The organism is Streptomyces sp. NPDC002868 (assembly GCF_055563295.1).
The window spans coordinates 246,674-272,543 of sequence record NZ_JBVHDR010000003.1; the positions used below are offsets into that span (position 1 = coordinate 246,674).

A 25,870-nucleotide genomic window follows, 5' to 3' on the forward strand; every position below is an offset into this window, starting at 1 on the left:
CGCCATAACGCAGTAAGGCCCGCTCCCCAGGGGGAGCGGGCCTTACTTCAGCTAGTTACCAGCTGGGGTCAGAGCGTCAGCTCTGGCCGCCGGCCAGCTTCTCGCGCAGGGCAGCCAGGGCCTCGTCCGACGCCAGGGCGCCGGAGTTGTCGTCCGACTCCGAGGAGTACGAACCACCCGTGACACCCGCACCGGCGTTGCCACCGGCGGCCGGGGCGGCAGCGCCCTCGGCAGCAGCGGCCTCGTCGGCCTCGCGGGACTTGATGACCTGGGCCTGGTGCTGCTCGAAGCGCTGCTGCGCCTCGGCGTACTGGCCCTCCCACGCCTCGCGCTGGGTCTCGAAGCCCTCGAGCCAGTCGTTGGTCTCCGGGTCGAAGCCCTCGGGGTAGATGTAGTTCCCCTGGTCGTCGTACGACGCGGCCATGCCGTACAGCGTCGGGTCGAACTCGACCGAGGCCGGGTCGGCACCGAAGGACTCGTTGGCCTGCTTCAGCGAGAGGCTGATGCGACGGCGCTCGAGGTCGATGTCGATGACCTTGACGAAGATCTCGTCGTTGACCTGGACGACCTGCTCCGGGATCTCCACGTGGCGCTCGGCCAGCTCGGAGATGTGGACCAGACCCTCGATGCCCTCGTCGACGCGCACGAACGCACCGAACGGAACGAGCTTGGTGACCTTACCCGGGACGACCTGACCGATCTGGTGGGTCCGGGCGAACTGCTGCCACGGGTCTTCCTGCGTCGCCTTGAGCGAGAGGGAGACGCGCTCGCGGTCCATGTCGACGTCGAGAACCTCGACGGTGACTTCCTGGCCGACCTCGACAACCTCGGAGGGGTGGTCGATGTGCTTCCAGGAGAGCTCGGAGACGTGGACGAGACCGTCGACGCCACCCAGGTCCACGAAGGCACCGAAGTTGACGATCGAGGAGACGACGCCGGAGCGGACCTGGCCCTTCTGCAGGGTGGTGAGGAACGTCTGGCGAACCTCGGACTGGGTCTGCTCGAGCCAGGCGCGGCGGGACAGGACCACGTTGTTGCGGTTCTTGTCCAGCTCGATGATCTTCGCCTCGAGCTCCTTGCCCACGTAGGGCTGGAGGTCGCGGACACGGCGCATCTCGACGAGAGATGCCGGCAGGAAGCCACGGAGGCCGATGTCGAGGATGAGACCACCCTTGACAACCTCGATGACGGTGCCGGTGACGATGCCGTCCTCTTCCTTGATCTTCTCGATGGTGCCCCAGGCACGCTCGTACTGGGCGCGCTTCTTCGAGAGGATCAGGCGGCCTTCCTTGTCCTCCTTCTGGAGAACAAGGGCCTCGATCTCGTCGCCGACCTTGACGACCTCATTCGGGTCGACGTCGTGCTTGATCGAGAGCTCGCGGCTCGGGATGACACCTTCGGTCTTGTAACCGATGTCGAGCAGGACCTCGTCCCGGTCGACCTTCACGATGACGCCGTCGACGATGTCGCCGTCGTTGAAGTACTTGATCGTCTCGTCGATCGCGGCGAGGAAGGCTTCCTCGTTACCGATGTCGTTGACCGCTACCTGCGGAGTGGTGGCGGTGGTCTCGGTGCTGCTCGTCATGTGGGAAAGGGCTCCGGTACGGACGGTGAGTCGTAGGTACTGCTACGCCGAGAGCCCGTATCGCAGCTGCAGAAGCCGGACAGCCTAGGAAGCGCCGCCCGTGAGAAGGGGGCGCCTCGTGAACCGAGGGGACATACATACAGATGCGAGCGCGACCTGCTCTGTCTGAGGCGCGCAGGCCCGCAGCGCAACTTGTAGCATACGGGCGCAGCCGGACACGGTCAATGCGCGAAGGCGCACACCCGGGGCGAATGCCCTATACCCGACACAACTAACCACGCGGCGGTAGCCGCATATTGGCGCCGCGCCGAGGCCACAATGGCCGCCATTGGCCGCGCTGAACGCAAACTACAACGACGGTGACGATGTTCCAAGATTTCGAGCCGGAAGCCACCCGCCGTAACGCCGGCGACTCGGAGAGCAGCCGCGCCAGCCGCGGCTGGTGGGACCGGAACGCCGATGAGTACCAGACCGAACACGGTGCGTTCCTCGGCGACGACCGATTCGTGTGGGGGCCGGAAGGGCTCGACGAGGCGGAGGCCGGGCTGCTGGGTCCGGCCGGTTCGCTGAAGGGGCTCGACGTCCTCGAGATCGGCGCGGGCGCCGCGCAGTGCTCGCGCTGGCTGGCCGCGCAGGGCGCGCGCCCGGTGGCCCTGGACCTCTCCCACCGGCAGCTCCAGCACGCGATGCGGATCGGCGACGACGTCCCTCTGATCGAGGCGGACGCGGGGGCGCTGCCCTTCCTGGACGGCTCCTTCGACATCGCGTGCTCGGCGTACGGGGCGGTGCCGTTCGTCGCGGACCCGGTGAAGGTCTTCCGCGAGGTACGGCGTGTGCTGCGGCCGGGCGGGCGGTGGGTCTTCTCGGTCACCCACCCGATCCGCTGGGCGTTCCCAGACGAGCCGGGCCCCGAGGGTCTTTCGGTGGCCGCCTCGTACTTCGACCGCACTCCCTACGTAGAGCAGGACGAGGCGGGTCGTGCGGTGTATGTGGAGCACCATCGGACGATCGGCGACCGCGTGCGGGACGTGGTGGCCGGCGGCTTCCGGCTGGTGGATCTCGTCGAGCCCGAGTGGCCCGACTGGAACAGCCAGGAGTGGGGTGGCTGGTCCCCGCTGCGCGGGAATCTGATCCCCGGCACGGCGATCTTCGTCTGCGAGCGCGACTGAGGCGGCTTCGGCCTCAGGACTCTTGCGAGACTGGGGCGGTGATCCGCGACGAAGCACTCGGCAGCCTGCCCGTACGCTCCGCCCTGCCCGCCCTGGAGCGGGCGCTGGACGAGCACGGGTGCGCCGTGCTGTGCGCGCCCCCGGGAACCGGCAAGACCACCCTCGTGCCGCTGGCCCTCGCCGAGCGCGGCGCACGCGTCGTGGTGGCTGAGCCGCGGCGGATCGCGGCTCGGGCCGCAGCCAGGCGGATGGCGTGGCTGCTGGGCGAGAAGGTCGGCGGGAAGGTCGGCTTCACCGTGCGCGGGGAGCGCGTGGTGGGGCGCGGGACGGTGGTGGAGGTGGTGACCACCGGTGTGCTGCTGCAGCGGCTGCAGCGCGACCAGGAGCTGGCCGGGGTCGATGTGGTGATCCTCGACGAGTGTCATGAGCGGCATCTGGACGCGGACACGGTGGCCGCCTTTCTCCTGGATGTGCGCGCCGCGCTGCGCCCCGAGCTACGGCTGGTGGCGGCCTCGGCGACCACCGACGCGCAGGGCTGGGCGCGGCTGCTCGGCGATGCGCCGGTGGTTCAGGCGCAGGGCGTGACGCATCCGGTGGAGGTGGTGTGGGCCCCTCCCGCGCGGCCGGTGCGGCCGCCGCACGGGATGCGGGTCGATCCGGCGCTGCTGACCCATGTGGCCGCTGTGGTGCGCCGGGCGCTCGCCGAGCGCGCGGGCGATGTGCTGTGTTTTCTGCCCGGGGTCGGTGAAATCGCCCGGGTGGCGGGCCAGTTGGGGAATGTGGAGGCGGAGGTGCTCCAGGTCCACGGGCGTGCCCCCGCGGCGGTCCAGGACGCGGTGCTGTCCGGGGGCTCCGGGCGTCGGGTCGTGCTCGCGACGTCGGTCGCCGAGTCGTCGCTGACCGTGCCGGGCGTACGGGTCGTCGTGGACGCGGGTCTCGCGCGCGAGCCGCGCACCGATCACGCGCGAGGTCTGAGCGCGCTGACCACGGTGCGAGCTTCGCAGGCGGCGGCGCGACAGCGGGCGGGACGAGCCGGCCGGGAGGCTCCGGGCACGGTGTACCGCTGCTGGTCCGAGGCGGAGGACGCCAGGCTGGTGCGGTTTCCGTCGCCCGAGATCAAGGTCGCTGACCTGGCGGAGTTCGCCCTGCAGTCGGCGTGCTGGGGCGATCCGGCGGCCTCGTCTCTCGCGCTGCTCGACCCGCCCCCGGCCGGTGCGCTGGCCGCGGCGCGCTCGGTGCTGTCCGCGGTCGGCGCGGTGGACGCGGCGGGCCGGGCGACCGAACGGGGCATACGGATGGCCCGGTTGGGCCTGCATCCACGGCTGGCGCGGGCGCTCCTGGACGGCGCGCACGAGGTGGGTGCGCGCCGGGCCGCGGAGGTGGTGGCGCTGCTCAGCGAGGAGCCGCCGCGGGAGTACGGGGACGACCTGGCCGCGGCTTGGCGCTCGGCGCGCCGGGGCGGTGACGCGTACGCCACGCGCTGGAGCCAGGAGGCACGTCGGCTGGCCGCCGCGGCGGACGCACCGGGGCTCCGCCCCGGACCCCGCGCCTCAAACGCCGGCGAGGCTGCAAGTGTCGGCCCGGGCCGCGCCAGCCCCCTCTCCGACGACGCCGCCGCCGGGATCGTCGCCGCGCTCGCGTTTCCCGAGCGGGTGGCCAAAGCCCGTGGCGAAGGCGCGTTCTTGATGGCCTCCGGGACCGGCGGCGAGCTCGTCGCCGGATCGGGGCTGCGCAACGCGCCCTGGCTGGCCGTCGCCGTCGCGGACCGGCCCGCGCACGCCGCCTCCGCGCGGGTGCGGCTGGCCGCCGTCGTCGACGAGGAGAGCGCCCGTACGGCCGCCGCGCATCTGCTCGTCACCGGCGAGGAGGTCCACTGGGAGAACGGCGACGTCGTCGCACGGGAGGTGGAGCGGCTGGGGGCCGTGGAGCTGTCCGTACGCGCCCTCAAGAACCCGGACCCCGCTCTCGTACGCGAAGCTCTGCTGGACGGGCTGCGGCGCGAGGGGCTCGGGCTGCTGCGCTGGACGCGCGAGTCGGAGGGCCTGCGCGAGCGGCTCGCCTTTCTGCACCGGGAACTGGGCGCGCCCTGGCCCGATGTGTCGGACGCCGCGCTGCTGGACCGTACCGACGAGTGGCTGGAGCCGGAGCTGTCCCGGGCCCGGCGGCGGGCCGATCTCGGGCGCGTCCAGGCCGGGCAGGCGCTCCAGCGGCTGCTGCCCTGGGCGAGCGGCGACGCGGCCCGGCTCGACGAGCTGGCGCCGGAGCGGATCGAGGTGCCGAGCGGCTCGCGGATCCGGGTGGAGTACGGCGGGGCGCAGCCCGTCCTGGCGGTGAAGCTCCAGGAGTTGTTCGGGCTGCGCGAGACGCCCACGGTCGCGGGCGTGCCGGTGCTGGTGCATCTGCTCTCGCCCGCCGGACGGCCCGCCGCCGTCACCGCGGACCTGGCGTCCTTCTGGAAGGACGGATACCGCTCCGTACGGGCGGAATTGCGCGGCCGTTATCCCAAGCACCCCTGGCCCGAGGATCCTTCGACGGCGGAGCCGACCCGGCACACCAAGGCGCGCCTCAGCAGGGAGAGCGGCAGCTGATCCGACGGGTCAGACAGGGGCGGGCTCGGGCTCCGGCTCGGCCGCGGGCGTCCGCCGCCTGCGGCTGCGCGCCTCCAGGACCAGCGCGAGCGCCAGCAGCGCGCCGCCCAGTACGAGGAAGCCCCAGGGCAGATACGAGGTCATCAGCAGCACCAACTGCCGCTGGGACTTGACCAGTTCTACGGTCGAGTCGACGTAGTCGGGGCGCATCTTCACATGCCCGGCGAACGCGGTGACCTTGTCGCGGCCACCCAGCAGCGTGCCGCCGCGCAGCTCCTCCTTGTGGATCTCCTCGCCATTGACGGGCGCACCGGTGACCGGGTCGACCCAGAACATCCGCTTGGTGGTGTACCAGCGGGTGGTTCCGGTCTGCTTCTCCAGCGTGGTCGCGTCGATCCCCGGGATGGGCATCTTCTTCGGGTACGGCACCTTGGTCCACGGGATGGTCTGCTCGAAGTAGTAGACGTCGAGCCCGCGGAACTTCTGCGTCCCCTTGTAGTGGATGGGCGCGGACGTACGGGCCTGGGCGTCGAAGTACTCGTAGGCCCGCTTCTCGGTGAGGAACGGCCACTTGAACTCGATGCCCTCGCGCCGTACCGCGTCACCGTCGACGGTCTCGCCGGTGGCGTGCACAGGCGCCTGGCTGTGGGCGTCGAAGATGTAGCGCTCGGGGATCTGGGAGACCATCTTGCCGTCGGGGCCCTGGACGTACGAGAGGGAGTCCCAGACGACGACGTCGCGGCCGGCGCTGCGCTCGATTTTCTCGGACTCCTCCACATTGCCCTTGAGCGTCTGCACGATGGTGACCTTCTCGACCTCCTTCGCCGTGAGCGAGCCGTAGTCGAGGAGGATGGCGGGCTTCGCCTCCAGCACCATCTCCTGGTACTGGCCGGCCGGGATCTTCGCGAGCCGCGGGAAGGCGTACCAGCGCAGCAGCGGCGAGAGCGCGGCGAAGAAGACGGCGAATGCGAGGAGTACGAGGCTCGCTCTGCGGCGCATGGTCCGGCCCTCCTACTTCTTGGGGCCGGGGACGGTGGTCAGCAGCGGCTTGGGGGAGGTCTCGCCGGGCGGCGCACCGATCGCCGAGATGGTCAGAACGAGGGCGAGGGCGGCGGCCAGCCCGATGGCGGCGGCGACGAGGGCGCGCATGCTCGGCCTCCCGGTGGCTCGGATCCGATGCGGATCTGATATGGCGTCAGGGCGGAGGCACCGTAGCAATGGAGCCGCGAGATGAGAACACGTTGCACCGCCCCTGTGCCGGCAGGCGACACAGGGGCGGTGCGGGAGTGCTGCGCTGCGGGTCAGGCCGCCGGTGTGGCGACCTTGAGCTCGATGGTCACGATTCCGCCGCCCGGCGTGGTGAGGCGAAGCAGGAAGGTGCCCGTCTGATCGTCCGCGAAGATCTTCGGGAGCTTCAGGACGCCGTTGGCGTCGGTCTTCAGGTCCGTGAGGGTGCGGATCGTCTTGCCCTCGGCGTCCTTGAAGTAGGGGCCCTTGTCGTTCACGGCCGGGTCGTCCGCCGAGGTGATCATGGTGGCGGTGACCGCGACACCCGACGCGATGGCGCCCTTGTAGGTGGCCTTGACCTCGACGGCGTCCGCGAACTCCGTGCCGGGGGCGGCCGTCAGGACCTTCTCGTCGGTCCTGGCGATCACGTCCGCCGCCCGGACGGTGACGGTCGCGGCGAAGTCGACGGCGGGCAGGACACGGCCCACCACTGTGGCCCGGACCCTGAAGCCGCCGGTCTTCTCGCCCGCCTGGAGCGCGGGCGATGCGACTGTGCCATCGGCGCCGGTGCTGAGGGTGACGCTCGCCTTCCCGCCGGTGAAACGGGTGTCGGTGTCGCCGACGACGTCGAAGCGGACGGCCTGGTTCGGGACGGTCCGGCCTTCGGTGTTCTTCACCCGCACGATGGCCCGCCCGGTGAAGGCGTGGCCCGCCATGGCGGTCAGCTCGCCGGTGCCCGCGTCCTCGATACGGGAGACCGGCGGCGGCGTCGGAGTGGGGGGCGGCGTCGGGGTGGGGGGCGGCGTGGGGGGCGGCGTCGGGGTGGTGGTGCCGCCACCGGGCTTCGGCGCGTTGGGCGTCGGCTTGGGGCTGGGGGTGGAGGGGGGCGTCGGAGTCGGCGTGGGTGTGTTGCTCTCCGCAGAGTCGGAGCTGTCGGGCCCGTTGGAGATCGGCAGCACACCGGTGCCGTCCGGGACCTCGTGGGTGCCGCGCTTGTAGTACTCGAACCAGGACAGAACCGTACGCAAGTACTCCCGCGAGTGGTTGTAGCCGAGGATCGCCCGGTCGAGGTCGGACTTGACCGCCAGGTCGCGGCCGTCGGCGCAGAGATAACGTCCGGCGGCGAGTGCGGCGTCGTAGATGTTGTTGGGGTCCCGGCGGCCGTCGGCGTTGGCGTCCTGACCCCACGTCTCCCAGGTGGACGGGATGAACTGCATCGGGCCGACCGCGCGGTCGTGCGTCGAGTCGCCGTCGTACGCACCGTTGTCGGTGTCCGAAATGTTCGCGAAGCCGACGCCGTTGAGGACCGGGCCGAGGATCGGCGAGAGCGTGGTGCCCTCGGCGTCGACACGGCCGCCGCGCGCCTGGCCGGACTCCACCTTGCCGATCGCGGCGAGCAGTTGCCACGGCACATGGCAGCCGGGGTCCGAGCCGGCGATGGTCTGCTCGGCCTGCTTGTACGCCGCGAGGACGGTGGCGGGTATGCCCGCTTCCGTCGTGCCCGTCGCGGGCAGATCGATTGAAGTGCCCGGTTTGTCCGGGGTGTTCAGCGGCGGAAGGTCCGTGTAGTACGGGGAGTTGCCGGTGACCGGGGTGCCGGACGGCGGGGTGGCGTCGGAAGCCCCCTGGCTGTCGCCCGTGGTGGCATGCGTGATGCCGGGCGCCTGTGAGGCGGAGAGTGCGGCCACAGCGGCCGCGGCCACAGCGGTCGTGGTCGCTCCCCTGCGCAGTCGGCGGCCGAATTGCGCTGCCATACGTCTGTTCCCTCCCCGTCGGCGGCTGCCCGCGCTCCCCAGCGCAAGGACTCAGGTGACCCTACGGCAACTCCGCGCCCTGAAACACCGGCCCCTGACCGCTTTTCACCAGTCCGCCACCTCTCGGTCGCCCGGAATCCGGAGTCGGAGCATCACGCATACTGGGCGCCATTGATCAACAGCGGTCACCAGGGGGCACGACCATGCCGTTCACACTGAGCCATGCCGCGGCGGTGCTGCCGGGCATCCGCAGGGACGGGGTGGCGCGCGGTCCGCTGCTCACCTCGGCGCTCGTGATGGGCTCGTTCGCCCCCGACATGACGTACTTCGCGGCCACCGCCGTTCCGGGCGCGATGGAGTTCGGCAATGTCACCCATGCCCCGCTCGGGGTGCTGACGGTCGATGTGGCGATCACGGCGGCGCTGGCAGCGGTGTGGCTGATGGTGCGTGAGCCGCTGCTGGCTTTACTGCCCGCCGCCTGGCAGGGGCGCGTTCACGCCTTCGTACGAGGGCGTGGGCCGCGCGCGGACCGGCCCCCGGCGCTCGCGCTCCGGTTCTATGCATCTGCCGTCATCGGCGCGAGCACGCATGTCGTGTGGGACGCCTTCACCCACCACGACCGGTGGGGCACGGAGTTGCTGCCGGTGCTCAACGAGACGGCGGTGGGGCTACCGGTGTATTCGTACGCGCAGTACGGCACTTCGGCGCTGGCCATGGTGGCGCTGGTGTGGTTCACGGTGTCGGCGCTGCGGCGGCAGCCCGCGGTCGCCGCGCCCGCGTCGGTGCCGGTGCTGGACGGGCGGGGGCGGTGGCTTGCCGGGTCGCTGCTGGCGGTGTGCGTGCTGCTCGGCGTCGTACAGCGGTGTGCGCGCTGGTACGCGTACTACGGGTGGGGGGACTCGCCCCTCGACATCATCCCGACGGCCTGCTTCGGGGCGGGCGCGGGGCTCGCGGTGGGCCTTGTGGTGTACGGGGCGGGGATGCGGCTGCGGGGGCGCGCGGTGCGGGTCTGAGGCGTGAGCCGTGTGCGGCGGATCTTCCCCCTGCCCGCCCGTTCCCGAACTGGGGCAAGCCCCCAGACCCCCTACTCCCCCCACGCCCGCCAGGGCGTAGGGGGAGGTCCGGGGCGGAGCCCCGGTGGAGGGCCCGCGCGGGTGCCACGGTCAGTGCGCCGCAGACTCCCAGTCCGTGCCCACGCCCACCGAGACGTCCAGCGGCGCGCGCAAGGACACGGCCGCGGACATCTCCTTGCGGACCAGCGACTCGACCCGGTCGCGCTCACCCGGAGCGATCTCCAGGACGATTTCGTCGTGGACCTGGAGCAGCAGCCGGGAGGAGAGCTTCGCCTTCACCAGCGCACGGTCGACATGGAGCATGGCGACCTTGACGATGTCCGCGGCGGTGCCCTGGATCGGGGCGTTGAGCGCCATTCGCTCGGCCGTCTCGCGGCGCTGGCGGTTGTCGCTGTTGAGATCGGGCAGATAGCGGCGGCGGCCGAGCATCGTCTCGGTGTAGCCGGTGGCCCTGGCCTCGTCGACGACGCGCCGGAGATAGTCCCGGACGCCGCCGAACCGCTCGAAGTAGGTGTCCATCAGGCCGCGCGCCTCGGCCGCCTCGATGTTCAGCTGCTGGGAGAGGCCGAACGCCGAAAGGCCGTACGCCAGTCCGTACGACATGGCCTTGATCTTGCGGCGCATCTCCGCGTCGACGGCTGACTTCGCCACCCCGAACACCTGGGAGGCGACGGTGGTGTGCAGGTCCTCGCCGGAGGTGAAGGCCTCGATCAGGCCCTCGTCCTCGGAGAGATGCGCCATCACACGCAGCTCGATCTGGCTGTAGTCGGCGGTCATCAGCGACTCGAAGCCCTCGCCGACGACGAAGCCGCGGCGGATCGCCCGGCCTTCGTCGGTGCGCACCGGCACATTCTGAAGGTTCGGGTCGGTGGAGGAGAGCCGGCCGGTCGCCGCCACGATCTGGCTGAAGCTGGTGTGGATCCGGCCGTCGGCCGCGACCGTCTTGATCAGGCCCTCGACCGTGGACCGCAGACGGGCCTGCTCGCGGTGGCGCAGCATGATCACCGGCAGCTCGTGCTCGGTCTGGGCTGCCAGCCAGGCCAGCGCGTCCGCGTCCGTGGTGTAACCGGTCTTGGTCTTCTTGGTCTTCGGGAGGTTCAGCTCGCCGAAGAAGACTTCCTGGAGCTGCTTGGGCGAGCCGAGGTTGAACTCGTGCCCGACGGCGGCGTGCGCCTCCTTCACGGCCTGCTGCACTGCGCCCGCGAACTGCTGCTCCATGGCCTCCAGATGGGGGCGGTCGGCGGCGATGCCGTGCCGCTCCATGCGGGCCAGCAGGGCGGAGGTGGGCAGTTCGACGTCGTGCAGCAGCTCTGCCGCGCCGACCTCACGCAGCCGCTCGGTGAAGGACTCGCCGAGGTCGAGGACCGCGCGGGCCTGCGCCATCAGGGCTTCCGCCTCGGCCTGTTCGTCCGTGCCGAAGGCAAGCTGGCCGTCGGCCGGGGCCGGGGCGAGCTCACGGCCCAGGTACTCGATGGCGAGCGCGTCCAGCGCGAAGGAACGGCGCCCCGGCTTGACGAGGTAGGCGGCGAGGGCGGTGTCCATGGTGACGCCGTCCACGCTCCAGCCGTGCTCGGGGAAGACCCGCATCGCACCCTTGGCGTTGTGCATGACCTTGGGCCGGCCGGCGTCCGCGATCCAGGCGGCGAAGGCCCTCTCGTCGGACTCGTCGAGCTGGGTGGTGTCGAACCAGGCGGCCGCTCCGGAGGCCGCGGCGAGCGCGATCTCGGTGACATTGCCGGTGCCCAACGCCCAGGTGTCGACGGTGGCCACGCCGAGCGGCTGTGTGCCGTGCTCCTCCAGCCACGGCGCGAGCTCGCCGGAGCCCAGGACCGCGCCGTCCAGCTCGACGCCGGCGGCCGGGGCGACGGGCTCCTCGGCCTCGGCGCCCGGGTCGACGGCGAGCAGGCGCTCGCGCAGGCTCGGGTTGCGGATCTCCAGCACGTCCAGCACGCCCTTGACGGCGGCCCGGTCGTACGGAACGCGCTCCAGGTCCTGCGGAGCCTTGGGCAGCTCCACGTCGCGCACCAGCTGTGTGAGGTGGCGGTTGAGCTTGACCGCCTCCAGATGGTCGCGGAGGTTCTCCCCGGCCTTGCCCTTGACCTCCTCCACACGCTCGACCAGATCGGCGAACGAACCGAATTGGTTGATCCACTTCGCGGCCGTCTTCTCGCCGACGCCGGGAATGCCCGGAAGGTTGTCGGACGGGTCGCCGCGCAGCGCCGCGAAGTCGGGGTACTGCTGCGGCGAGAGTCCGTACTTCTCGAAGACCTTCTCCGGGGTGAAGCGGGTGAGCTCCGAGACGCCCTTGGTCGGGTACAGCACGGTCACATGGTCGGAAACCAGCTGGAAGGAGTCTCGGTCGCCGGTGACGATCAGCACTTCGAAGCCAGCCGCCTCGGCCTGCGTGGCGAGGGTGGCGATCACGTCGTCCGCCTCGAAGCCGTCGATCGCGAAGCGGTCGGCGTGCATCGCGTCGAGCAGCTCCCCGATCAGCTCGACCTGGCCCTTGAACTCGTCAGGGGTCTTGGAGCGGTTCGCCTTGTACTCCGGGAACTCCTGCGAGCGCCACGTCTTGCGGGACACGTCGAAGGCCACCGCGAAATGCGTGGGCGACTCGTCGCGCAGTGTGTTCGCCAGCATCGACGCGAAGCCGTAGATGGCGTTGGTCGGCTGGCCGGTCGCGGTCGTGAAATTCTCCGCGGGAAGCGCGAAGAACGCCCGGTACGCCAGGGAGTGCCCGTCCATGAGGAGCAGGCGCGGTCGGTTGTCTGCGGTCTTCTTCGATGCCGTCTCAGCCACGTCCACGATCCTGCCACGTACCACTGACAATCCCGACCCCCGGGCATTCCCGACCGTGACCGCAACCGTGGCAGGATCGAAGACTTACCGCAGATGCATGCTCGAGGGAGAGCGCGATGTCCAGCAAGCCGCCCGCAGGTGATCCGGTCCAGGACGCGCCGCAGGTCTCGGACCCGCAGCACGCGGCCGCCGGCCTCGCCGCCATCGGGCACACGCTGCGCATCGCCCAGCAGCAGATGGGCGTGCGCCGCACCGCGCAGACGCTCCTCAAGGTCAACCAGAAGGACGGCTTCGACTGTCCGGGCTGCGCCTGGCCGGAGGGGGACAAGCGGCACGCGGCGGAGTTCTGCGAGAACGGCGCGAAGGCCGTCGCCGAGGAGGCGACGCTGCGCCGCGTCACACCCGACTTCTTCGCCGCGCACCCCCTCGCGGATCTCGCCTCACGCAGTGGCTACTGGCTGGGGCAGCAGGGCCGCATCACGCAGCCGATGTATCTGCCTCAGGGTGCCGACCGGTACGAGGCGGTGACCTGGGAGCGCGCCTTCGCGATCATCGCGGAGGAGCTCACGGCGCTGGCCTCCCCCGACGAGGCGCTCTTCTACACCTCGGGCCGCACCAGCAACGAAGCCGCCTTCCTGTTCCAGCTCTTCGCCCGCGAATTCGGCACCAACAATCTCCCCGACTGCTCCAACATGTGCCATGAGTCCTCCGGATCGGCGCTGAACGAGACGATCGGCATCGGCAAGGGCAGCGTCTCGCTGGAGGATCTCCACCAGGCGGACCTGATCATCGTCGCCGGGCAGAACCCCGGCACCAATCACCCCCGGATGCTCAGCGCTCTGGAGAAGGCCAAGAACGCGGGCGCGAAGATCATTTCGGTGAATCCGCTGCCCGAGGCGGGTCTGGAGCGGTTCAAGAATCCGCAGACGCCGCGCGGCATGATCAAGGGCGTCGCGCTGAACGACCTGTTCCTGCAGATCCGCATCGGCGGCGACCAGGCCCTGTTCCGGCTGCTGAACAAGCTGATCCTTGAGACAGCGGGCGCGGTCGACGAGGAGTTCGTAGGCGAACACACGCATGGGTACGAGGAGTTCGCGACCGCGGCCCGCGGGGCCGACTGGGACGAGACGCTCGCCGCGACCGGGCTCGACCGTGCCGCCATCGAGCGGGCACTGGAGATGATCCTCGCCTCGAAGCGCACCATCGTCTGCTGGGCGATGGGCCTGACCCAGCACAAGCACGCCGTGCCGACCATCCGCGAGGTGGTCAACTTCCTGCTGCTGCGCGGCAACATCGGCCGCCCCGGCGCCGGCGTCTGTCCGGTGCGCGGGCACTCCAACGTCCAGGGCGACCGCACCATGGGCATCTTCGAGCGGCCGGCCCCCGCCTTCCTGGACGCGTTGGAGAAGGAGTTCGGCTTCGCGCCGCCGCGCCACCACGGTTTCGACGTCGTACGGTCCATCCAGGCGCTGCGCGACGGCGAGGCGAAGGTCTTCTTCGCCATGGGCGGCAACTTCGTGAGCGCCAGCCCCGACACCGAGGTCACCGAGGCCGCGATGCGCCGGGCCCGGCTCACCGTCCATGTGTCGACCAAGCTGAACCGCTCGCACGCCGTGACCGGCGCCCGGGCGCTGATCCTGCCCACCCTCGGCCGCAGTGACAAGGACATACAGGCGGGCGGCAGGCAGGTGGTGACCGTCGAGGACTCGATGGGAATGGTGCACGCCTCCCGCGGCAATCTGACACCGGCGAGCCCTCATCTGCTGTCCGAGCCGGCGATCGTGGCCCGGCTGGCGCGCGCGGTGCTCGGCCCCGGCTCACTGACGCCATGGGAGGACTTCGAGAAGGACTACGGGACGATCCGCGACCGCATCGCGCGCGTGGTGCCCGGTTTCGAGGACTTCAACGCGAAGATCGCCCACCCCGGCGGCTTTACGCTCCCGCATGCCCCGCGCGACGAGCGCCGCTTCCCCACCGCCACCGGCAAGGCCAATTTCACCGCGGCGCCGGTCGAGTTCCCGAAGGTTCCGGCGGGCCGGCTGCTGTTGCAGACGCTGCGCTCGCACGACCAGTACAACACCACGATCTACGGCCTCGACGACCGCTACCGCGGCATCAAGGGCGGCCGCCGCGTCGTCCTGGTGCACCCCGACGACGCGCGTGAACTGGGCCTGGCGGACGGCTCGTACACCGATCTGGTCAGCGAGTGGAAGGACGGCGTGGAGCGCCGGGCCGCCGGTTTCCGCGTGGTGCACTACCCCACCGCCCGGGGCTGCGCCGCCGCGTACTACCCGGAGACCAATGTGCTGGTCCCGCTGGACTCCACCGCCGACATCAGCAACACCCCGGTGAGTAAGTCCGTGATCGTCCGGTTCGAGAACAGGGAATGAGACCACCGGGCTAAGCGTTCGCTCAGGCATCTGATAAGACGGTGCACACCGCACGCAACGTACTGAGATCGGAGCCGGGCCGCATGGGCGAGCAGAGAACCGTGAAGTTCCCGCAAGAGGTCATCGACGAATACGCCGCCCTCGGGGTTGATCTGCCCGCACTCTTCTCCGCCGGACATCTCGGCAACCGCATGGGCGTGCAGATCGTCGAGGCGGCGGCGGACCGGGTCGTCGGCACGATGCCGGTCGAGGGCAACACCCAGCCGTACGGACTGCTGCACGGTGGCGCGTCCGCCGTGCTCGCCGAGACGCTCGGCTCGGTCGGCTCGATGCTGCACGGCGGGGTCACCAAGATCGCCGTCGGTGTGGATCTCAACTGCACGCACCACCGGGGCGTCCGCTCCGGCCTGGTCACCGGCGTCGCGACGCCGGTACACCGTGGTCGCACCACGGCGACGTACGAGATCGTCATCACCGACGAGCAGGACAAGCGGGTCTGCACGGCGCGGCTGACCTGTCTGCTGCGGGATGTGAACCCGGACGGCACGACGGGCTGACACCCGCGGGCCGCAGCCGGCACAGCGGTCCGGCGTCCCACACCGGCACCGGACCGCAAATCCTTGCCAACTTCCCCTCGGCCACAGGAATCAGTCAAGCAACAGCCAAGTAATCCCGTCACTCTTGCCGCACGGCCCACACGCGCGCTTCACTGTCGACCACCCCACAGGAGAACCCCCGTCCCACGACATCGAAGGGTCTCCCCTTGACTGCCGTTCCCGTACGCCTGAGTGCCGCCACCGCCGCGGCCTGCGCCCTCGTCCTCAGTGCGGCACTCCCGTCCTCAGCGATCAACTCGTACAACGCCACACCCGCGCCGGAGCGCACCGAGGTCGGCGCCCTCGTCGCCACTTGGGACAACGACGACAACCCCGCCACCCCCGACCGGGTCGACTGGGTCTGCTCCGGCACCATGATCGACGCGGACACCTTTCTGACCGCCGCGCACTGCACCACCGACTGGCCGGCGAACGTGAAGTTCTACGTCTCCCTCGATCAGGATGTGCAAGCCGGCCTCGACAGAGCCGCCGCCGAACACCCCGGCGACCCGGCGGCCGTGGCGAGGGCCGTCGCCGTTCAGGGCACCGCCCACAGCCACCCCGACTACCCGGGCCCCGCCTCGGACAATCACGACATCTCGGTCATTGAACTGACCGCCGCCCAGGTCAAGGCTCGCTGGACCTTCACCCCGGCCACTCTCCCCAAGGCCGGAGCGCTCGACGCACTGGGCCCGCAAGGACTGCAAGACACCTCGTTCTTCGTCGCGGGGTACGGAACCCAGGAGGCCACTCGCGGCCCCGGCGGCCACACCCACCCCGGCGGCGGCGTCCGAATGAAGGCCCCCGTCACGTTCGACGCCCTCAACAAAGCCTGGGTACGCCTGGCCATGACCGCGCCCCAGGGCAACGGCGGGGCCTGCTACGGCGACTCCGGCGGCCCCAACTTCGCCACCGTGGACGGCAAGCGCACCGTGGTGGCCACCACCATCACGGGCGACGGCCCGTGCTACGCCACGAACGTCTCTTACCGCCTGGACACCCCCGGCGCCCGCGCGTTCCTCTCCCCCTTCGCCAAGCTGCCGTAGCCCGCGCCACCTCCCCACGGCGGGTGCCGCCGGACCGCACGTCCGGCGGCACCAGGCGCACCATTGCCCTCTCCCGCCACCCCCGCTAGCGTCGCGGCATGGGGCCAGGACCGCCACGCCGAGCAAGGCACCTTGCGATGTGCGCCGTCGCGCTGCTGGTCGTCCTCACCGGCTGCGGGGGCGGCGGCCCCACCAGCTCCGCCTCACCGGCTCCGCGCAGCACCCCACCGAAGGAACTGTGCGAACGGCTGATCTCCCACTGGGCGCGGGTCGTCCTCGACGGCGGCGAGCAGGCCAACCTCGACTACCAGGCCATGGGCCTGTCCGGCGGGCAGAACGAGATTCTGCTGGACGTGGTGGCTGCCGCCCGCGCCGAGCAGAAGCGCCAAGGAACCGACGCCGCATGGAAGTTGATCGACCGTCAGGCAGCGGACCGCTGCACCGAGCGCCACCGCAGCGGGACGCCGACCGGGGGGCCCTGGCAATGAGCGGAGTCGGCCCGGTCGAGCCGGGCGAGGGCACGTACGCGCCGGACGACGCCCACGCTCCCCTCGCGGCCGGGCCCCGGCTCAGCCGGCCGGGCGCGTTCGCCGGGCGGCATCGCCCCGTGATCATCGCCGCCGCATCCGCGGCCATCCTCGCCGCAGGCGGGTCGCACCTCTGTCTGACCCGGCCGACGCCGCCCCCGCCTCCCCCGACGCCATGGCCGGCGCAGGCGGTCGCCTTGGCCTACGTGGCACCCGCCCGGCCGGTCGCCGGACACGACTCGTTCGATTTCACCGTCATGGTCACCACCGTCTCCGGACCGCCGGTCACGGTCGAGCGGATCACCCAGAACTCCGCAGGCCTGAGGATCTCCACCACCCCGGCGGCGCCGTTCACTGTGAGTGCTGGAAAACCACGCAAAGTACTCATCGTGGTCCATGTGTCGGAATGCGGAAAAGTGGCACGGAATGCCGCGCTCCCTTTCCTTGACGTAACACTGCGTAATGCGCGCGCAATGCAAGAACATAGTTACATTCTGGGCGACCGGTACGCCCGAGACCTGGCCGGAGCAGTTGGCACTGCGTGCCACCAAGATCGGACGTCAGGACTCAAACCGCCGAACGGTCCTGCAGGTTCTCAGCATGCGGACAAGACGAACCGGCCGGAATTCCCCCGTTCCCCCCACGAGAATCCGCTATGCATTACGCCGCGGCATAACAAGAGCGTCACATCCTTGGCCAGACCACTCCACCTCCCCCAATACCGCGCTTAGAGTCACGCCCAGTCACCGCGCCGCCGGATTACCTTCAGTTCGGTTCCAGCGCTCGACTCGGTACGTCCCGTGGGGGGCGGCCGTGCCAGGTGAAAGGACTGATCGTGCGTCAACGTTCGCTCGTAGCCATGACGGCTGCACTCACTGCGGGAGCCCTTGCGCTCACCGCCTGTGGCTCTCGCGACGACAGCAGTGGTGGGGCCGAGGGCGGCGGTACCACGGTCGTCATCGGCGTCGATGCCCCGCTGACCGGTGAGCTCTCCGCGCTGGGTCTCGGCATCAAGAACTCTGTCGACCTCGCGGCCAAGCAGGCCAACGCGAAGAAGTACGTCGAGGGCATCACCTTCAAGGTCGAGGCATTCGACGACCAGGCCCAGCCGTCCTCCGGACAGCAGAACGCCACCAAGTTCGTCGCCAACAAGGACGTCCTCGGTGTCGTCGGCCCCCTGAACTCCTCGGTGGCCGAGTCCATGCAGAAGGTCTTCGACGACGCCAAGCTGGCCCAGGTCTCGCCCGCCAACACCAACCCGGCCCTGACCCAGGGACCGAAGTGGAACAGCGGCGAGAAGGCCCGCCCGTACAAGTCGTACTTCCGCACCGCGACCACGGACGCCATCCAGGGCCCGTTCGCCGCGCAGTACCTGTTCAACGACGCCAAGAAGAAGAGCGTCTTCATCATCGATGACAAGAAGACGTACGGCGCCGGTCTCGCCGCCACCTTCAAGGCGGAGTTCGAGAAGCTCGGCGGCAAGGTCGCCGGCACCGAGCACGTGAACCCTGACACCAAGGACTTCGCGGCCGTCGTCACCCAGATCAAGAGCTCCAAGGCCGACGTCGTCTACTACGGCGGCGAGTACCCGGTCGCGGGCCCGCTCAGCAAGCAGATCAAGAAGTCCGGTGCCGCGATCCCGCTCGTCGGTGGCGACGGCATCTACAGCGCCGACTTCATCAAGCTCTCCGGCAAGGAGGGCGTGGGTGACCTCGCCACCTCCGTCGGTGCGCCGGTCGAGACGCTCCCCTCGGCCAAGGACTTCGTGGCCAACTACAAGGCCGGCGGCTACAAGGAGGCCTACGAGGCCTACGGCGGCTACTCGTACGACTCCGCCTGGGCGATCATCGAGGCTGTGAAGAAGGCCGTCGAGGGCAACGACGGCAAGCTTCCCTCCGACGCCCGCGCCAAGGTCATCGAGTCCCTGCAGGGTGTCTCCTTCGACGGTGTGACCGGCAAGGTCTCCTTCGACGAGTACGGCGACGCCACCAACAAGCAGCTCACGGTCTACAAGTACGAGGGCACCGCCTGGAAGGCCGTCAAGTCCGGCACGTTCGCCGGCTGATCCTCAGTCCGTAACACCTCACATGCCGCGCGGGGCGCGCCGCACAACCAGCGCCCCGCGCGGTGTCATATCCGTCGAAAGACTCGGAGGACCTGCGGTGCACGAACTGCCGCAACAGCTGGTCAACGGCCTGCTACTGGGATCCATGTACGGGCTCGTCGCCATCGGCTACACGATGGTTTATGGCATTGTCCAGCTCATCAACTTCGCCCATGGCGAGATCTTCATGACCGGAGGGTTCGGGGCCCTCACGGTCTGGCTCATCCTTCCCACCGGCACCACCATGTGGCTGGCCCTGCCACTCATGCTGGTCGGCGCGATCATCGTCGCCACCACCATTGCGGTCGGCGCGGAACGCTTCGCGTACCGGCCACTGCGCACCGCACCCCGCCTCGCCCCACTCATCACCGCCATCGGCCTCTCCCTGGCCCTGCAGCAGGCGGTGTGGGCCTGGTACCCCGAGGCGAAGTCCTCCCGCACCTTCCCCGAAATCCCCGGTGGCCCCTTCCACCTCGGCAGCGTCACCATCCAGACCGGTGACATCTTCCTGCTGATCGCCGCTCCCATCTGTATGGCGATCCTCGCGTTCTTCGTCATGAAGACCCGCACCGGACGCGGTATGCAGGCCACCGCCCAGGATCCGGACACGGCCAAGCTCATGGGCATCAACACCGACCGCATCATCGTGGTCGCGTTCGCCCTCGGCGCCGCGTTCGCCGCCGTCGGAGCCGTCGCGTACGGCCTCAAGTACGGCGAAGTGAACTTCCGCATGGGCTTCATTCTCGGCCTCAAGGCGTTCACCGCAGCCGTCCTCGGCGGCATCGGCAATATCTACGGCGCCATGCTGGGCGGTCTCGCCCTGGGCATCGCCGAAACCATGGCCACGGCCTACATCAACGACATCCCCGGCATGCAGCAGCTCGGCGGCCAGTCCTGGGCCGACGTCTGGGCCTTCGTACTTCTCATCGTCGTGCTCCTCGTCAGGCCACAAGGCCTCCTCGGCGAGCGCGTCGCGGACAGGGCGTGACACCGATGACGACACAGACTCCCACCGCGGAAACCCCGCGGACCCCGGCCGACAGCGCTCAGACGGGCCTCATCTCCCTCCCGCCGAACATCGCGCGCGCCGTCGCGACCGGAGGCGGCGCACTCACCGTCATCTCCGCGTTCCTCGCCTGGACCTGGACGGCCGCCTTCCCCGGCGACCTCACCGTCTACGGCTACCCCGGCGGGCTCCAGTGGCTCGTCCTCATCGCGGGCGTCCTGACCACCCTGTTCGGACTCTCCTCGTACGGCGTCAAGGGCCTCAGGTGGCTCGCTCCCGCCGGTGCCGACAGCTCCATCAGGCTCTCCGCGCTCGGCGCCTTCGCCACCACCTGGTTCACCCTGATCGCCATCAGCTACGAGCTCGGCGGCCTCGCCAACCTCGAGCCCGGTGGGTACGTCGCGGGAATCGCCACCCTGGTCGCCCTCATCGGCGCCCTCGGGCTGCCCTTCGAGCGCCCCGCGCCCGACCCGGCAGACCCCGAGGACACCGGCTGGGACCAGTTCCGGCACAACGCCCGCGGCTCCTTCACCACGTTCAAGGCGGCCTTCGCCAGCGGCACCGCGGCACCCGCCCGCAAGCTGCCCTCCTACGTCGAGATCCTGATCATCGTCGCGGCGCTCAGCTTCGGCCTGGTCGTCTTCACGTACGGCATCGGCACCGAGTACGACGAACTCTTCATCGGCTTCCTCATCACCGCCGGTTTCGGGTTCGCCGCGCTCTTCAAGTCCGGCCTGGTCGGACGGGTGTCCGCGATCACCGCCAAGCACCGCAATGTGACGATGGCCGGCGCGTTCGCCGCCGCCGCTGCCTTCCCCTTCACCCAGTCCGACGACCAGTACGCGACCATCGGCGTCTACATCCTGATCTTCGCCACCGTCGCCCTCGGTCTGAACATCGTCGTCGGCCTCGCCGGACTCCTCGACCTCGGTTACGTCGCCTTCCTCGGTGTCGGCGCGTACGCCGCGGCCATGGTCTCCGGATCGCCGTCCTCGCCGTTCGACATCCACCTCCCCTTCTGGGGGGCGGTCCTCGTCGGCGCCACCGCGTCCATGGTCTTCGGCGTCCTGATCGGCGCCCCGACCCTGCGACTGCGCGGCGACTACCTCGCGATCGTGACGCTCGGCTTCGGTGAGATCTTCCGGATCACCGTCAACAACCTCGACGGCACCTCCGGCCCTGACATCACCAACGGGTCCAACGGCATCTCGTCGATCCCGAACCTGCAGATGTTCGGCTTCGACTTCGGACTCGAGCACAGCATCTTCGGCATCACCATCGGCCGGTTCGCGAACTACTTCTTCCTGATGCTGCTGATCACCCTGATCGTCGTGGTGGTCTTCCGCCGCAGCGGAGACTCCCGCATCGGCCGCGCCTGGATCGCGATCCGCGAGGACGAGACCGCGGCGCTCGCCATGGGCATCAACGGCTTCCGGGTCAAGCTCATCGCGTTCGCTCTCGGTGCGACCCTGGCCGGCCTCGCCGGTACGGTCCAGGCCCACGTCACCTACACCGTGACGCCGGAGCAGTACCAGTTCGCCCACGTCGTCCCGCCGAACTCGGCCTTCCTGCTGGCCGCGGTCGTCCTCGGTGGCATGGGCACCATCAGCGGACCGCTCGTCGGCGCCGCGCTGCTCTACCTGATCCCGGCCAAGCTGCAGTTCCTCGGCGACTACCAGCTCCTCGCCTTCGGCCTCGCGCTCGTCCTCCTGATGCGCTTCAGGCCCGAGGGACTCATCCCCAACCGGCGCCGCCAGCTCGAGTTCCACGAATCCGCGGAAGCGCCCGCAGTCCTCAGCAAGACAGGGGCCTGATCCATGACCACCGACACCACCACGAAGGGCACCGCCCCGGCCACCGCGCCCGGCGAGACGGTCCTCGACGCCCGCGGCGTCACCATGCGGTTCGGCGGCCTCACCGCCGTACGCTCGGTCGACCTCACCGTCAACAGCGGCGAGATCGTCGGCCTCATCGGCCCCAACGGCGCGGGGAAGACCACCTTCTTCAACTGCCTCACCGGTCTCTACATCCCCACCGAGGGCGAGGTCCGCTACAAGGGCACCGTCCTCCCCGCCAAGTCCTTCAAGGTCACGGCGGCGGGCGTCGCGCGAACCTTCCAGAACATCCGCCTCTTCGGCAACATGACCGTTCTGGAGAATGTGCTCGTCGGCCGCCACACCCGTACCAATGAAGGCCTCTGGTCCGCCCTCCTGCGCGGCCCCGGCTTCCACAAGGCCGAAGCCAAATCCCGGGCACGGGCCATGGAACTCCTCGAGTTCATCGGCCTCGCGGGCAAGGCGGAACACCTCTCCCGCAACCTCCCCTACGGCGAACAGCGCAAGCTCGAAATCGCGCGCGCACTCGCCAGCGACCCCGGCCTGCTCCTCCTCGACGAGCCGACGGCCGGAATGAACCCGCAGGAGACGCGGGCCACTGAAGAGCTCGTCTTCGCCATCCGGGACATGGGCATCGCCGTCCTCGTCATCGAGCACGACATGCGCTTCATCTTCAACCTGTGCGACCGCGTCGCGGTTCTCGTCCAGGGCGAGAAGCTCGTCGAAGGCGACAGCGAGACCGTCCAGGGCGACGAGCGCGTCATCGCCGCCTACCTCGGCGAGCCCTTCGAAGGCGCCCCCGGCGACGAAGAAGTGGCCGAAGTGGAAGCGGCCGAAACCGGCGCAGCGGGGTCCACCGGACCCGCCGAGTCCGCCAGCAAGGAGAACGACTGATGACCGCACTTCTCGAAGTCGAGGACCTGCGCGTCGCCTACGGCAAGATCGAGGCCGTCAAGGGCATCTCGTTCAGCGTCGAAGCCGGCGAGGTCGTCACCCTCATCGGCACCAACGGCGCCGGCAAGACGACCACCCTGCGCACCCTCTCAGGCCTTCTCAAGCCTGTCGGCGGCCAGATCAAGTTCAACGGCAAGTCGTTGAAGAAGACCCCGGCCCACCAGATCGTCTCGCTCGGACTCGCCCACTCCCCCGAGGGGCGGCACATCTTCCCGCGCATGACGATCGAGGACAACCTGCGGCTCGGCGCCTTCCTCCGCAGCGACAAGGCTGGAATCGAGAAGGACATCCAGCGCGCCTACGACCTCTTCCCCATCCTGGGTGAGCGTCGCAAGCAGGCCGCAGGCACGCTCTCCGGCGGCGAGCAGCAGATGCTCGCCATGGGGCGCGCGCTGATGTCCCAGCCCAAGCTGCTCATGCTCGACGAGCCCTCCATGGGTCTCTCCCCGATCATGATGCAGAAGATCATGGCGACGATCGTCGAGCTCAAGGCCCAGGGCACCACCATTCTGCTCGTCGAGCAGAACGCCCAGGCCGCGCTGTCGCTCGCCGACCAGGGCCATGTCATGGAGATCGGCAATATCGTGCTCTCCGGCACGGGCCAGGACCTGCTCCACGACGACTCGGTCCGCAAGGCCTACCTCGGCGAGGACTGAGCCGTACGCATACGGAGAGGCCCGCACCCCGAGCTCGGGGTGCGGGCCTCTCCGTATGCCCTACTGGTCCTTCGCGGCCTTCTTCTCCTCGGCGTCCTCGATGACCGCCTCGGCGACCTGCTGCATCGACAACCGCCGGTCCATCGACGTCTTCTGGATCCAGCGGAACGCGGCCGGCTCCGTCAGCCCGTACTGCGTCTGCAGAACGCTCTTCGCACGGTCCACGAGCTTGCGCGTCTCCAGCCGCTGCGAAAGGTCGGCGACCTCCTGCTCCAGCGCCTTCAGCTCGGTGAACCGGGACACCGCCATCTCGATGGCGGGGACCACATCACTCTTGCTGAACGGCTTCACCAGATACGCCATGGCCCCGGCGTCCCGGGCCCGCTCGACGAGATCGCGCTGCGAGAACGCGGTGAGCATCAGGACGGGGGCGATGGACTCCTCGGCGATCTTCTCGGCCGCGGAGATCCCGTCCAGGACGGGCATCTTCACATCCAGAATCACCAGATCGGGCCGGTGCTCCCGGGCCAGCTCGACGGCCCGCTGCCCGTCTCCGGCCTCGCCGACGACCGCGTAGCCCTCTTCCTCCAGCATCTCTTTGAGGTCGAGACGGATGAGGGCCTCGTCCTCGGCGATCACGACACGGGTCGTCAGCGGAGGGACATGCGACTTGTCGTCGTCGTCGACGGGCTGGGGCGAGTCGGGGGCGGTCACGGGAGCTCCTCGTTCAGGACAGGCACAGCTCCCAAGAGCCTACCCAGCTGCGGTAAGGTGGTGCTGCAGCAGGTCGGGGGCAACCTTTGATTCTGCGAGCCCCGGTAGCCCAATTGGCAGCAGGCAATGGATTCAAAACCCATACAGTGTCGGTTCGAGTCCGACCCGGGGCACTTTTCCTTCGGTTCCAAGGTCACGTCGGAATAGTTGAAGTTCACGTGAACGTGTGATCGTTTCACCGTTCCGCCCCGGGCCATGAAGATCCAGCCGGGCTCGGCCGCATGTACGACCTGGATACGCGCACCCGACGCCTACTTGAGGCTGTCGTCCTCGCCGATGTGGTGGACGCGCACCAGGTTCGTCGAGCCCGGGACGCCGGGCGGCGAGCCCGCCGTGATCACGACGATGTCGCCCTTCTCGCAGCGGCCGATCTTCAGCAGCTCCTCGTCGACCTGAGCGACCATCGCGTCCGTGGAGTCGACACGCGGGCCGAGGAAGGTCTCCACGCCCCAGGTGAGATTGAGCTGGGAGCGGGTGGCCGCGTCCGGGGTGAAGGCGAGCAGCGGGATCGGTGAGCGGTAGCGGGAGAGGCGCCTGACCGTGTCGCCGGACTGGGTGAAGGCGACCAGGAACTTCGCGCCCAGGAAGTCGCCCATCTCCGCGGCCGCGCGGGCCACGGCGCCGCCCTGGGTGCGTGGCTTGTTGCGTTCGGTCAGCGGGGGCAGGCCTTTGGCGAGGACGTCTTCCTCGGCCGCCTCGACGATGCGGCTCATCGTCTTCACCGTCTCGACGGGGTACTTGCCGACGCTGGTCTCGCCGGAGAGCATCACGGCGTCGGTGCCGTCGATGACGGCGTTGGCGACGTCGGACGCCTCGGCGCGCGTGGGGCGGGAGTTGTCGATCATCGAGTCGAGCATCTGGGTGGCGACGATGACCGGCTTGGCGTTGCGCTTGGCGAGCTTGATCGCGCGCTTCTGGACGATCGGCACCTGCTCCAGTGGCATTTCGACGCCGAGGTCGCCGCGGGCGACCATGATGCCGTCGAAGGCGGCCACGATGTCGTCGATGTTCTCGACGGCCTGCGGCTTCTCCACCTTTGCGATGACGGGGAGGCGGCGGCCCTCCTCCTCCATGATCCGGTGGACGTCGTCGATGTCGCGTCCGCTGCGTACGAAGGAGAGCGCGATGATGTCGGCCCCGATGCGCAGCGCCCAGCGGAGGTCCTCGATGTCCTTCTCGGAGAGGGCGGGGACGGAGACTGCGACGCCGGGGAGGTTGAGGCCCTTGTGGTCGGAGACCATGCCGCCTTCGACGACGGTGGTGTGGACCCGGGGGCCGTCCACCGCGGTCACTTCGAGGGCAACCTTGCCGTCGTCGACGAGGATGCGCTCACCGGTGGTGACATCGCCCGCGAGGCCCTGGTAGGTGGTGCCGCAGGTGTGTCGGTCGCCTTCCGTCTCCTCGACGGTGATGGTGAATTCATCGCCGCGTTCAAGCAGTACGGGGCCTTCACGGAAGCGTCCGAGGCGAATCTTCGGACCTTGAAGGTCGGTGAGGACGCCGACGCTGCGGCCTGTTTCGTCGGATGCTTTGCGTACGCGCTGATAGCGCTCCTCGTGCTCGGCGTAGGTGCCGTGGCTGAGGTTGAAGCGGGCGACGTCCATTCCGGCTTCGACCAGTGCCTTGATCTGGTCGTATGAGTCGGTGGCGGGTCCCAGGGTGCAGACGATCTTTGCTCGGCGCATGCTTCGAGCCTAGGGCTTACCGGCGGGTAGAGAATTGGTCGCGCATGACTACTCAACAACCTTTACATGAAGGGTTATTGACAAGTGTTGAATTGTGCGCAG

At 69.4% G+C, this 25,870-nt stretch carries 20 protein-coding genes and 1 tRNA gene; 13 read left to right on the forward strand and 8 right to left on the reverse strand.

Annotation, left to right across the window (positions count from 1 at the left end; genetic code table 11):
* Window positions 1-76 precede the first annotated feature (76 nt).
* The gene (rpsA, locus tag ACZ3H8_RS11890; RefSeq protein ID WP_398988003.1) at window positions 77-1,585 is read right to left on the reverse strand and encodes a 30S ribosomal protein S1; all 1,509 of its coding nucleotides are present in this window, start codon (window positions 1,583-1,585) and stop codon (window positions 77-79) included.
* 365 nt (window positions 1,586-1,950) lie between these two features.
* Here rpsA and ACZ3H8_RS11895 point away from each other — a divergent pair, with 365 nt between their 5' ends.
* A complete protein-coding gene (locus ACZ3H8_RS11895) occupies window positions 1,951-2,754 on the forward strand; it encodes a class I SAM-dependent methyltransferase (RefSeq protein ID WP_467401276.1) in 804 nt (267 codons plus the stop codon).
* A 38-nt stretch (window positions 2,755-2,792) separates the two neighbouring features.
* Window positions 2,793-5,342: an ATP-dependent helicase HrpB gene (hrpB, locus tag ACZ3H8_RS11900; protein WP_467400449.1), complete on the forward strand. Its 2,550-nt coding sequence runs from the start codon at window positions 2,793-2,795 to the stop codon at window positions 5,340-5,342.
* Between the two features lie 9 nt (window positions 5,343-5,351).
* Here the strand turns inward: hrpB and pgfA are convergent, their stop codons facing one another.
* The 3 genes from pgfA to ACZ3H8_RS11915 form a co-directional block, all read right to left on the reverse strand.
* Complete coding sequence (gene pgfA / locus ACZ3H8_RS11905) at window positions 5,352-6,341, reverse strand: cell envelope lipid trafficking protein PgfA (RefSeq protein ID WP_467400452.1); 990 nt, start codon at window positions 6,339-6,341, stop codon at window positions 5,352-5,354.
* Window positions 6,342-6,353: 12 nt separating this feature from the next.
* A complete protein-coding gene (locus ACZ3H8_RS11910) occupies window positions 6,354-6,491 on the reverse strand; it encodes an SPW_0924 family protein (RefSeq protein WP_215093574.1) in 138 nt (45 codons plus the stop codon).
* Window positions 6,492-6,643: 152 nt separating this feature from the next.
* On the reverse strand, window positions 6,644-8,323 hold the full coding sequence (locus ACZ3H8_RS11915) for a lytic transglycosylase domain-containing protein (protein ID WP_467400455.1): 1,680 nt from the start codon (window positions 8,321-8,323) through the stop codon (window positions 6,644-6,646).
* A gap of 203 nt (window positions 8,324-8,526) precedes the next feature.
* Here ACZ3H8_RS11915 and ACZ3H8_RS11920 point away from each other — a divergent pair, with 203 nt between their 5' ends.
* Complete coding sequence (locus ACZ3H8_RS11920) at window positions 8,527-9,336, forward strand: DUF4184 family protein (RefSeq protein ID WP_467400457.1); 810 nt, start codon at window positions 8,527-8,529, stop codon at window positions 9,334-9,336.
* A 150-nt stretch (window positions 9,337-9,486) separates the two neighbouring features.
* On the opposite strand, the gene polA is transcribed toward ACZ3H8_RS11920, so the two are convergent.
* On the reverse strand, window positions 9,487-12,195 hold the full coding sequence (gene polA, locus ACZ3H8_RS11925; RefSeq protein WP_467400459.1) for a DNA polymerase I: 2,709 nt from the start codon (window positions 12,193-12,195) through the stop codon (window positions 9,487-9,489).
* A gap of 116 nt (window positions 12,196-12,311) precedes the next feature.
* Between polA and ACZ3H8_RS11930 the strand changes: the two genes are divergently transcribed.
* From ACZ3H8_RS11930 to ACZ3H8_RS11945, 4 genes are all read left to right on the forward strand, one after another.
* A complete protein-coding gene (locus tag ACZ3H8_RS11930) occupies window positions 12,312-14,585 on the forward strand; it encodes an FdhF/YdeP family oxidoreductase (protein WP_467400462.1) in 2,274 nt (757 codons plus the stop codon).
* 83 nt (window positions 14,586-14,668) lie between these two features.
* The gene (locus ACZ3H8_RS11935; protein WP_467400464.1) at window positions 14,669-15,142 is read left to right on the forward strand and encodes a PaaI family thioesterase; all 474 of its coding nucleotides are present in this window, start codon (window positions 14,669-14,671) and stop codon (window positions 15,140-15,142) included.
* Window positions 15,143-15,348: 206 nt separating this feature from the next.
* Complete coding sequence (locus ACZ3H8_RS11940) at window positions 15,349-16,227, forward strand: trypsin-like serine protease (RefSeq protein ID WP_467400467.1); 879 nt, start codon at window positions 15,349-15,351, stop codon at window positions 16,225-16,227.
* 137 nt (window positions 16,228-16,364) lie between these two features.
* Window positions 16,365-16,715 carry a hypothetical protein gene (locus ACZ3H8_RS11945; protein WP_467400468.1) on the forward strand — a complete coding sequence of 117 codons (351 nt, stop codon included), beginning with the start codon at window positions 16,365-16,367 and terminating at the stop codon, window positions 16,713-16,715.
* 241 nt (window positions 16,716-16,956) lie between these two features.
* On the opposite strand, the gene ACZ3H8_RS11950 is transcribed toward ACZ3H8_RS11945, so the two are convergent.
* Window positions 16,957-17,142 (reverse strand): hypothetical protein, encoded by a 186-nt coding sequence (locus ACZ3H8_RS11950; protein ID WP_467400470.1) that lies wholly within the window; start codon window positions 17,140-17,142, stop codon window positions 16,957-16,959.
* A gap of 447 nt (window positions 17,143-17,589) precedes the next feature.
* Between ACZ3H8_RS11950 and ACZ3H8_RS11955 the strand changes: the two genes are divergently transcribed.
* The 5 genes from ACZ3H8_RS11955 to ACZ3H8_RS11975 all read left to right on the forward strand — a co-directional run bounded on the left by ACZ3H8_RS11955 (window position 17,590) and on the right by ACZ3H8_RS11975 (window position 23,309).
* A complete protein-coding gene (locus tag ACZ3H8_RS11955; RefSeq protein WP_467400473.1) occupies window positions 17,590-18,819 on the forward strand; it encodes a branched-chain amino acid ABC transporter substrate-binding protein in 1,230 nt (409 codons plus the stop codon).
* A 97-nt stretch (window positions 18,820-18,916) separates the two neighbouring features.
* The gene (locus tag ACZ3H8_RS11960; protein ID WP_307664129.1) at window positions 18,917-19,846 is read left to right on the forward strand and encodes a branched-chain amino acid ABC transporter permease; all 930 of its coding nucleotides are present in this window, start codon (window positions 18,917-18,919) and stop codon (window positions 19,844-19,846) included.
* Window positions 19,847-19,851: 5 nt separating this feature from the next.
* A complete protein-coding gene (locus ACZ3H8_RS11965) occupies window positions 19,852-21,678 on the forward strand; it encodes a branched-chain amino acid ABC transporter permease (RefSeq protein ID WP_467400475.1) in 1,827 nt (608 codons plus the stop codon).
* A gap of 3 nt (window positions 21,679-21,681) precedes the next feature.
* On the forward strand, window positions 21,682-22,593 hold the full coding sequence (locus ACZ3H8_RS11970) for an ABC transporter ATP-binding protein (RefSeq protein WP_467400478.1): 912 nt from the start codon (window positions 21,682-21,684) through the stop codon (window positions 22,591-22,593).
* Complete coding sequence (locus ACZ3H8_RS11975; protein WP_307664126.1) at window positions 22,593-23,309, forward strand: ABC transporter ATP-binding protein; 717 nt, start codon at window positions 22,593-22,595, stop codon at window positions 23,307-23,309. The genes ACZ3H8_RS11970 and ACZ3H8_RS11975 overlap by 1 nt, the downstream gene beginning before the upstream one ends.
* Before the next feature lie 60 nt (window positions 23,310-23,369).
* On the opposite strand, the gene ACZ3H8_RS11980 is transcribed toward ACZ3H8_RS11975, so the two are convergent.
* On the reverse strand, window positions 23,370-24,023 hold the full coding sequence (locus ACZ3H8_RS11980; RefSeq protein WP_467400481.1) for an ANTAR domain-containing response regulator: 654 nt from the start codon (window positions 24,021-24,023) through the stop codon (window positions 23,370-23,372).
* A 98-nt stretch (window positions 24,024-24,121) separates the two neighbouring features.
* On the opposite strand from ACZ3H8_RS11980, the gene ACZ3H8_RS11985 reads away from it, so the two are divergent.
* Window positions 24,122-24,196: transfer RNA gene (locus tag ACZ3H8_RS11985), tRNA-Leu, on the forward strand.
* A gap of 138 nt (window positions 24,197-24,334) precedes the next feature.
* On the opposite strand, the gene pyk is transcribed toward ACZ3H8_RS11985, so the two are convergent.
* Window positions 24,335-25,768: a pyruvate kinase gene (gene pyk / locus ACZ3H8_RS11990; RefSeq protein WP_467400484.1), complete on the reverse strand. Its 1,434-nt coding sequence runs from the start codon at window positions 25,766-25,768 to the stop codon at window positions 24,335-24,337.
* Window positions 25,769-25,870: the final 102 nt, after the last annotated feature.

What these genes read in the sequence shown, in the direction of transcription:
- ACZ3H8_RS11950 (WP_467400470.1), bottom strand. Translation starts at nt 17,142, where the DNA reads ATGAGTACTTTGCGTGGTTTTCCAGCACTCACAGTGAACGGCGCCGCC.
- rpsA (WP_398988003.1), bottom strand. Translation starts at nt 1,585, where the DNA reads ATGACGAGCAGCACCGAGACCACCGCCACCACTCCGCAGGTAGCGGTC.
- ACZ3H8_RS11965 (WP_467400475.1), top strand. Translation starts at nt 19,852, where the DNA reads ATGACGACACAGACTCCCACCGCGGAAACCCCGCGGACCCCGGCCGAC.
- ACZ3H8_RS11970 (WP_467400478.1), top strand. Translation starts at nt 21,682, where the DNA reads ATGACCACCGACACCACCACGAAGGGCACCGCCCCGGCCACCGCGCCC.
- ACZ3H8_RS11920 (WP_467400457.1), top strand. Translation starts at nt 8,527, where the DNA reads ATGCCGTTCACACTGAGCCATGCCGCGGCGGTGCTGCCGGGCATCCGC.
- ACZ3H8_RS11910 (WP_215093574.1), bottom strand. Translation starts at nt 6,491, where the DNA reads ATGCGCGCCCTCGTCGCCGCCGCCATCGGGCTGGCCGCCGCCCTCGCC.
- pyk (WP_467400484.1), bottom strand. Translation starts at nt 25,768, where the DNA reads ATGCGCCGAGCAAAGATCGTCTGCACCCTGGGACCCGCCACCGACTCA.
- ACZ3H8_RS11930 (WP_467400462.1), top strand. Translation starts at nt 12,312, where the DNA reads ATGTCCAGCAAGCCGCCCGCAGGTGATCCGGTCCAGGACGCGCCGCAG.
- ACZ3H8_RS11975 (WP_307664126.1), top strand. Translation starts at nt 22,593, where the DNA reads ATGACCGCACTTCTCGAAGTCGAGGACCTGCGCGTCGCCTACGGCAAG.
- ACZ3H8_RS11915 (WP_467400455.1), bottom strand. Translation starts at nt 8,323, where the DNA reads ATGGCAGCGCAATTCGGCCGCCGACTGCGCAGGGGAGCGACCACGACC.
- ACZ3H8_RS11935 (WP_467400464.1), top strand. Translation starts at nt 14,669, where the DNA reads ATGGGCGAGCAGAGAACCGTGAAGTTCCCGCAAGAGGTCATCGACGAA.
- pgfA (WP_467400452.1), bottom strand. Translation starts at nt 6,341, where the DNA reads ATGCGCCGCAGAGCGAGCCTCGTACTCCTCGCATTCGCCGTCTTCTTC.
- ACZ3H8_RS11895 (WP_467401276.1), top strand. Translation starts at nt 1,951, where the DNA reads ATGTTCCAAGATTTCGAGCCGGAAGCCACCCGCCGTAACGCCGGCGAC.
- ACZ3H8_RS11945 (WP_467400468.1), top strand. Translation starts at nt 16,365, where the DNA reads ATGTGCGCCGTCGCGCTGCTGGTCGTCCTCACCGGCTGCGGGGGCGGC.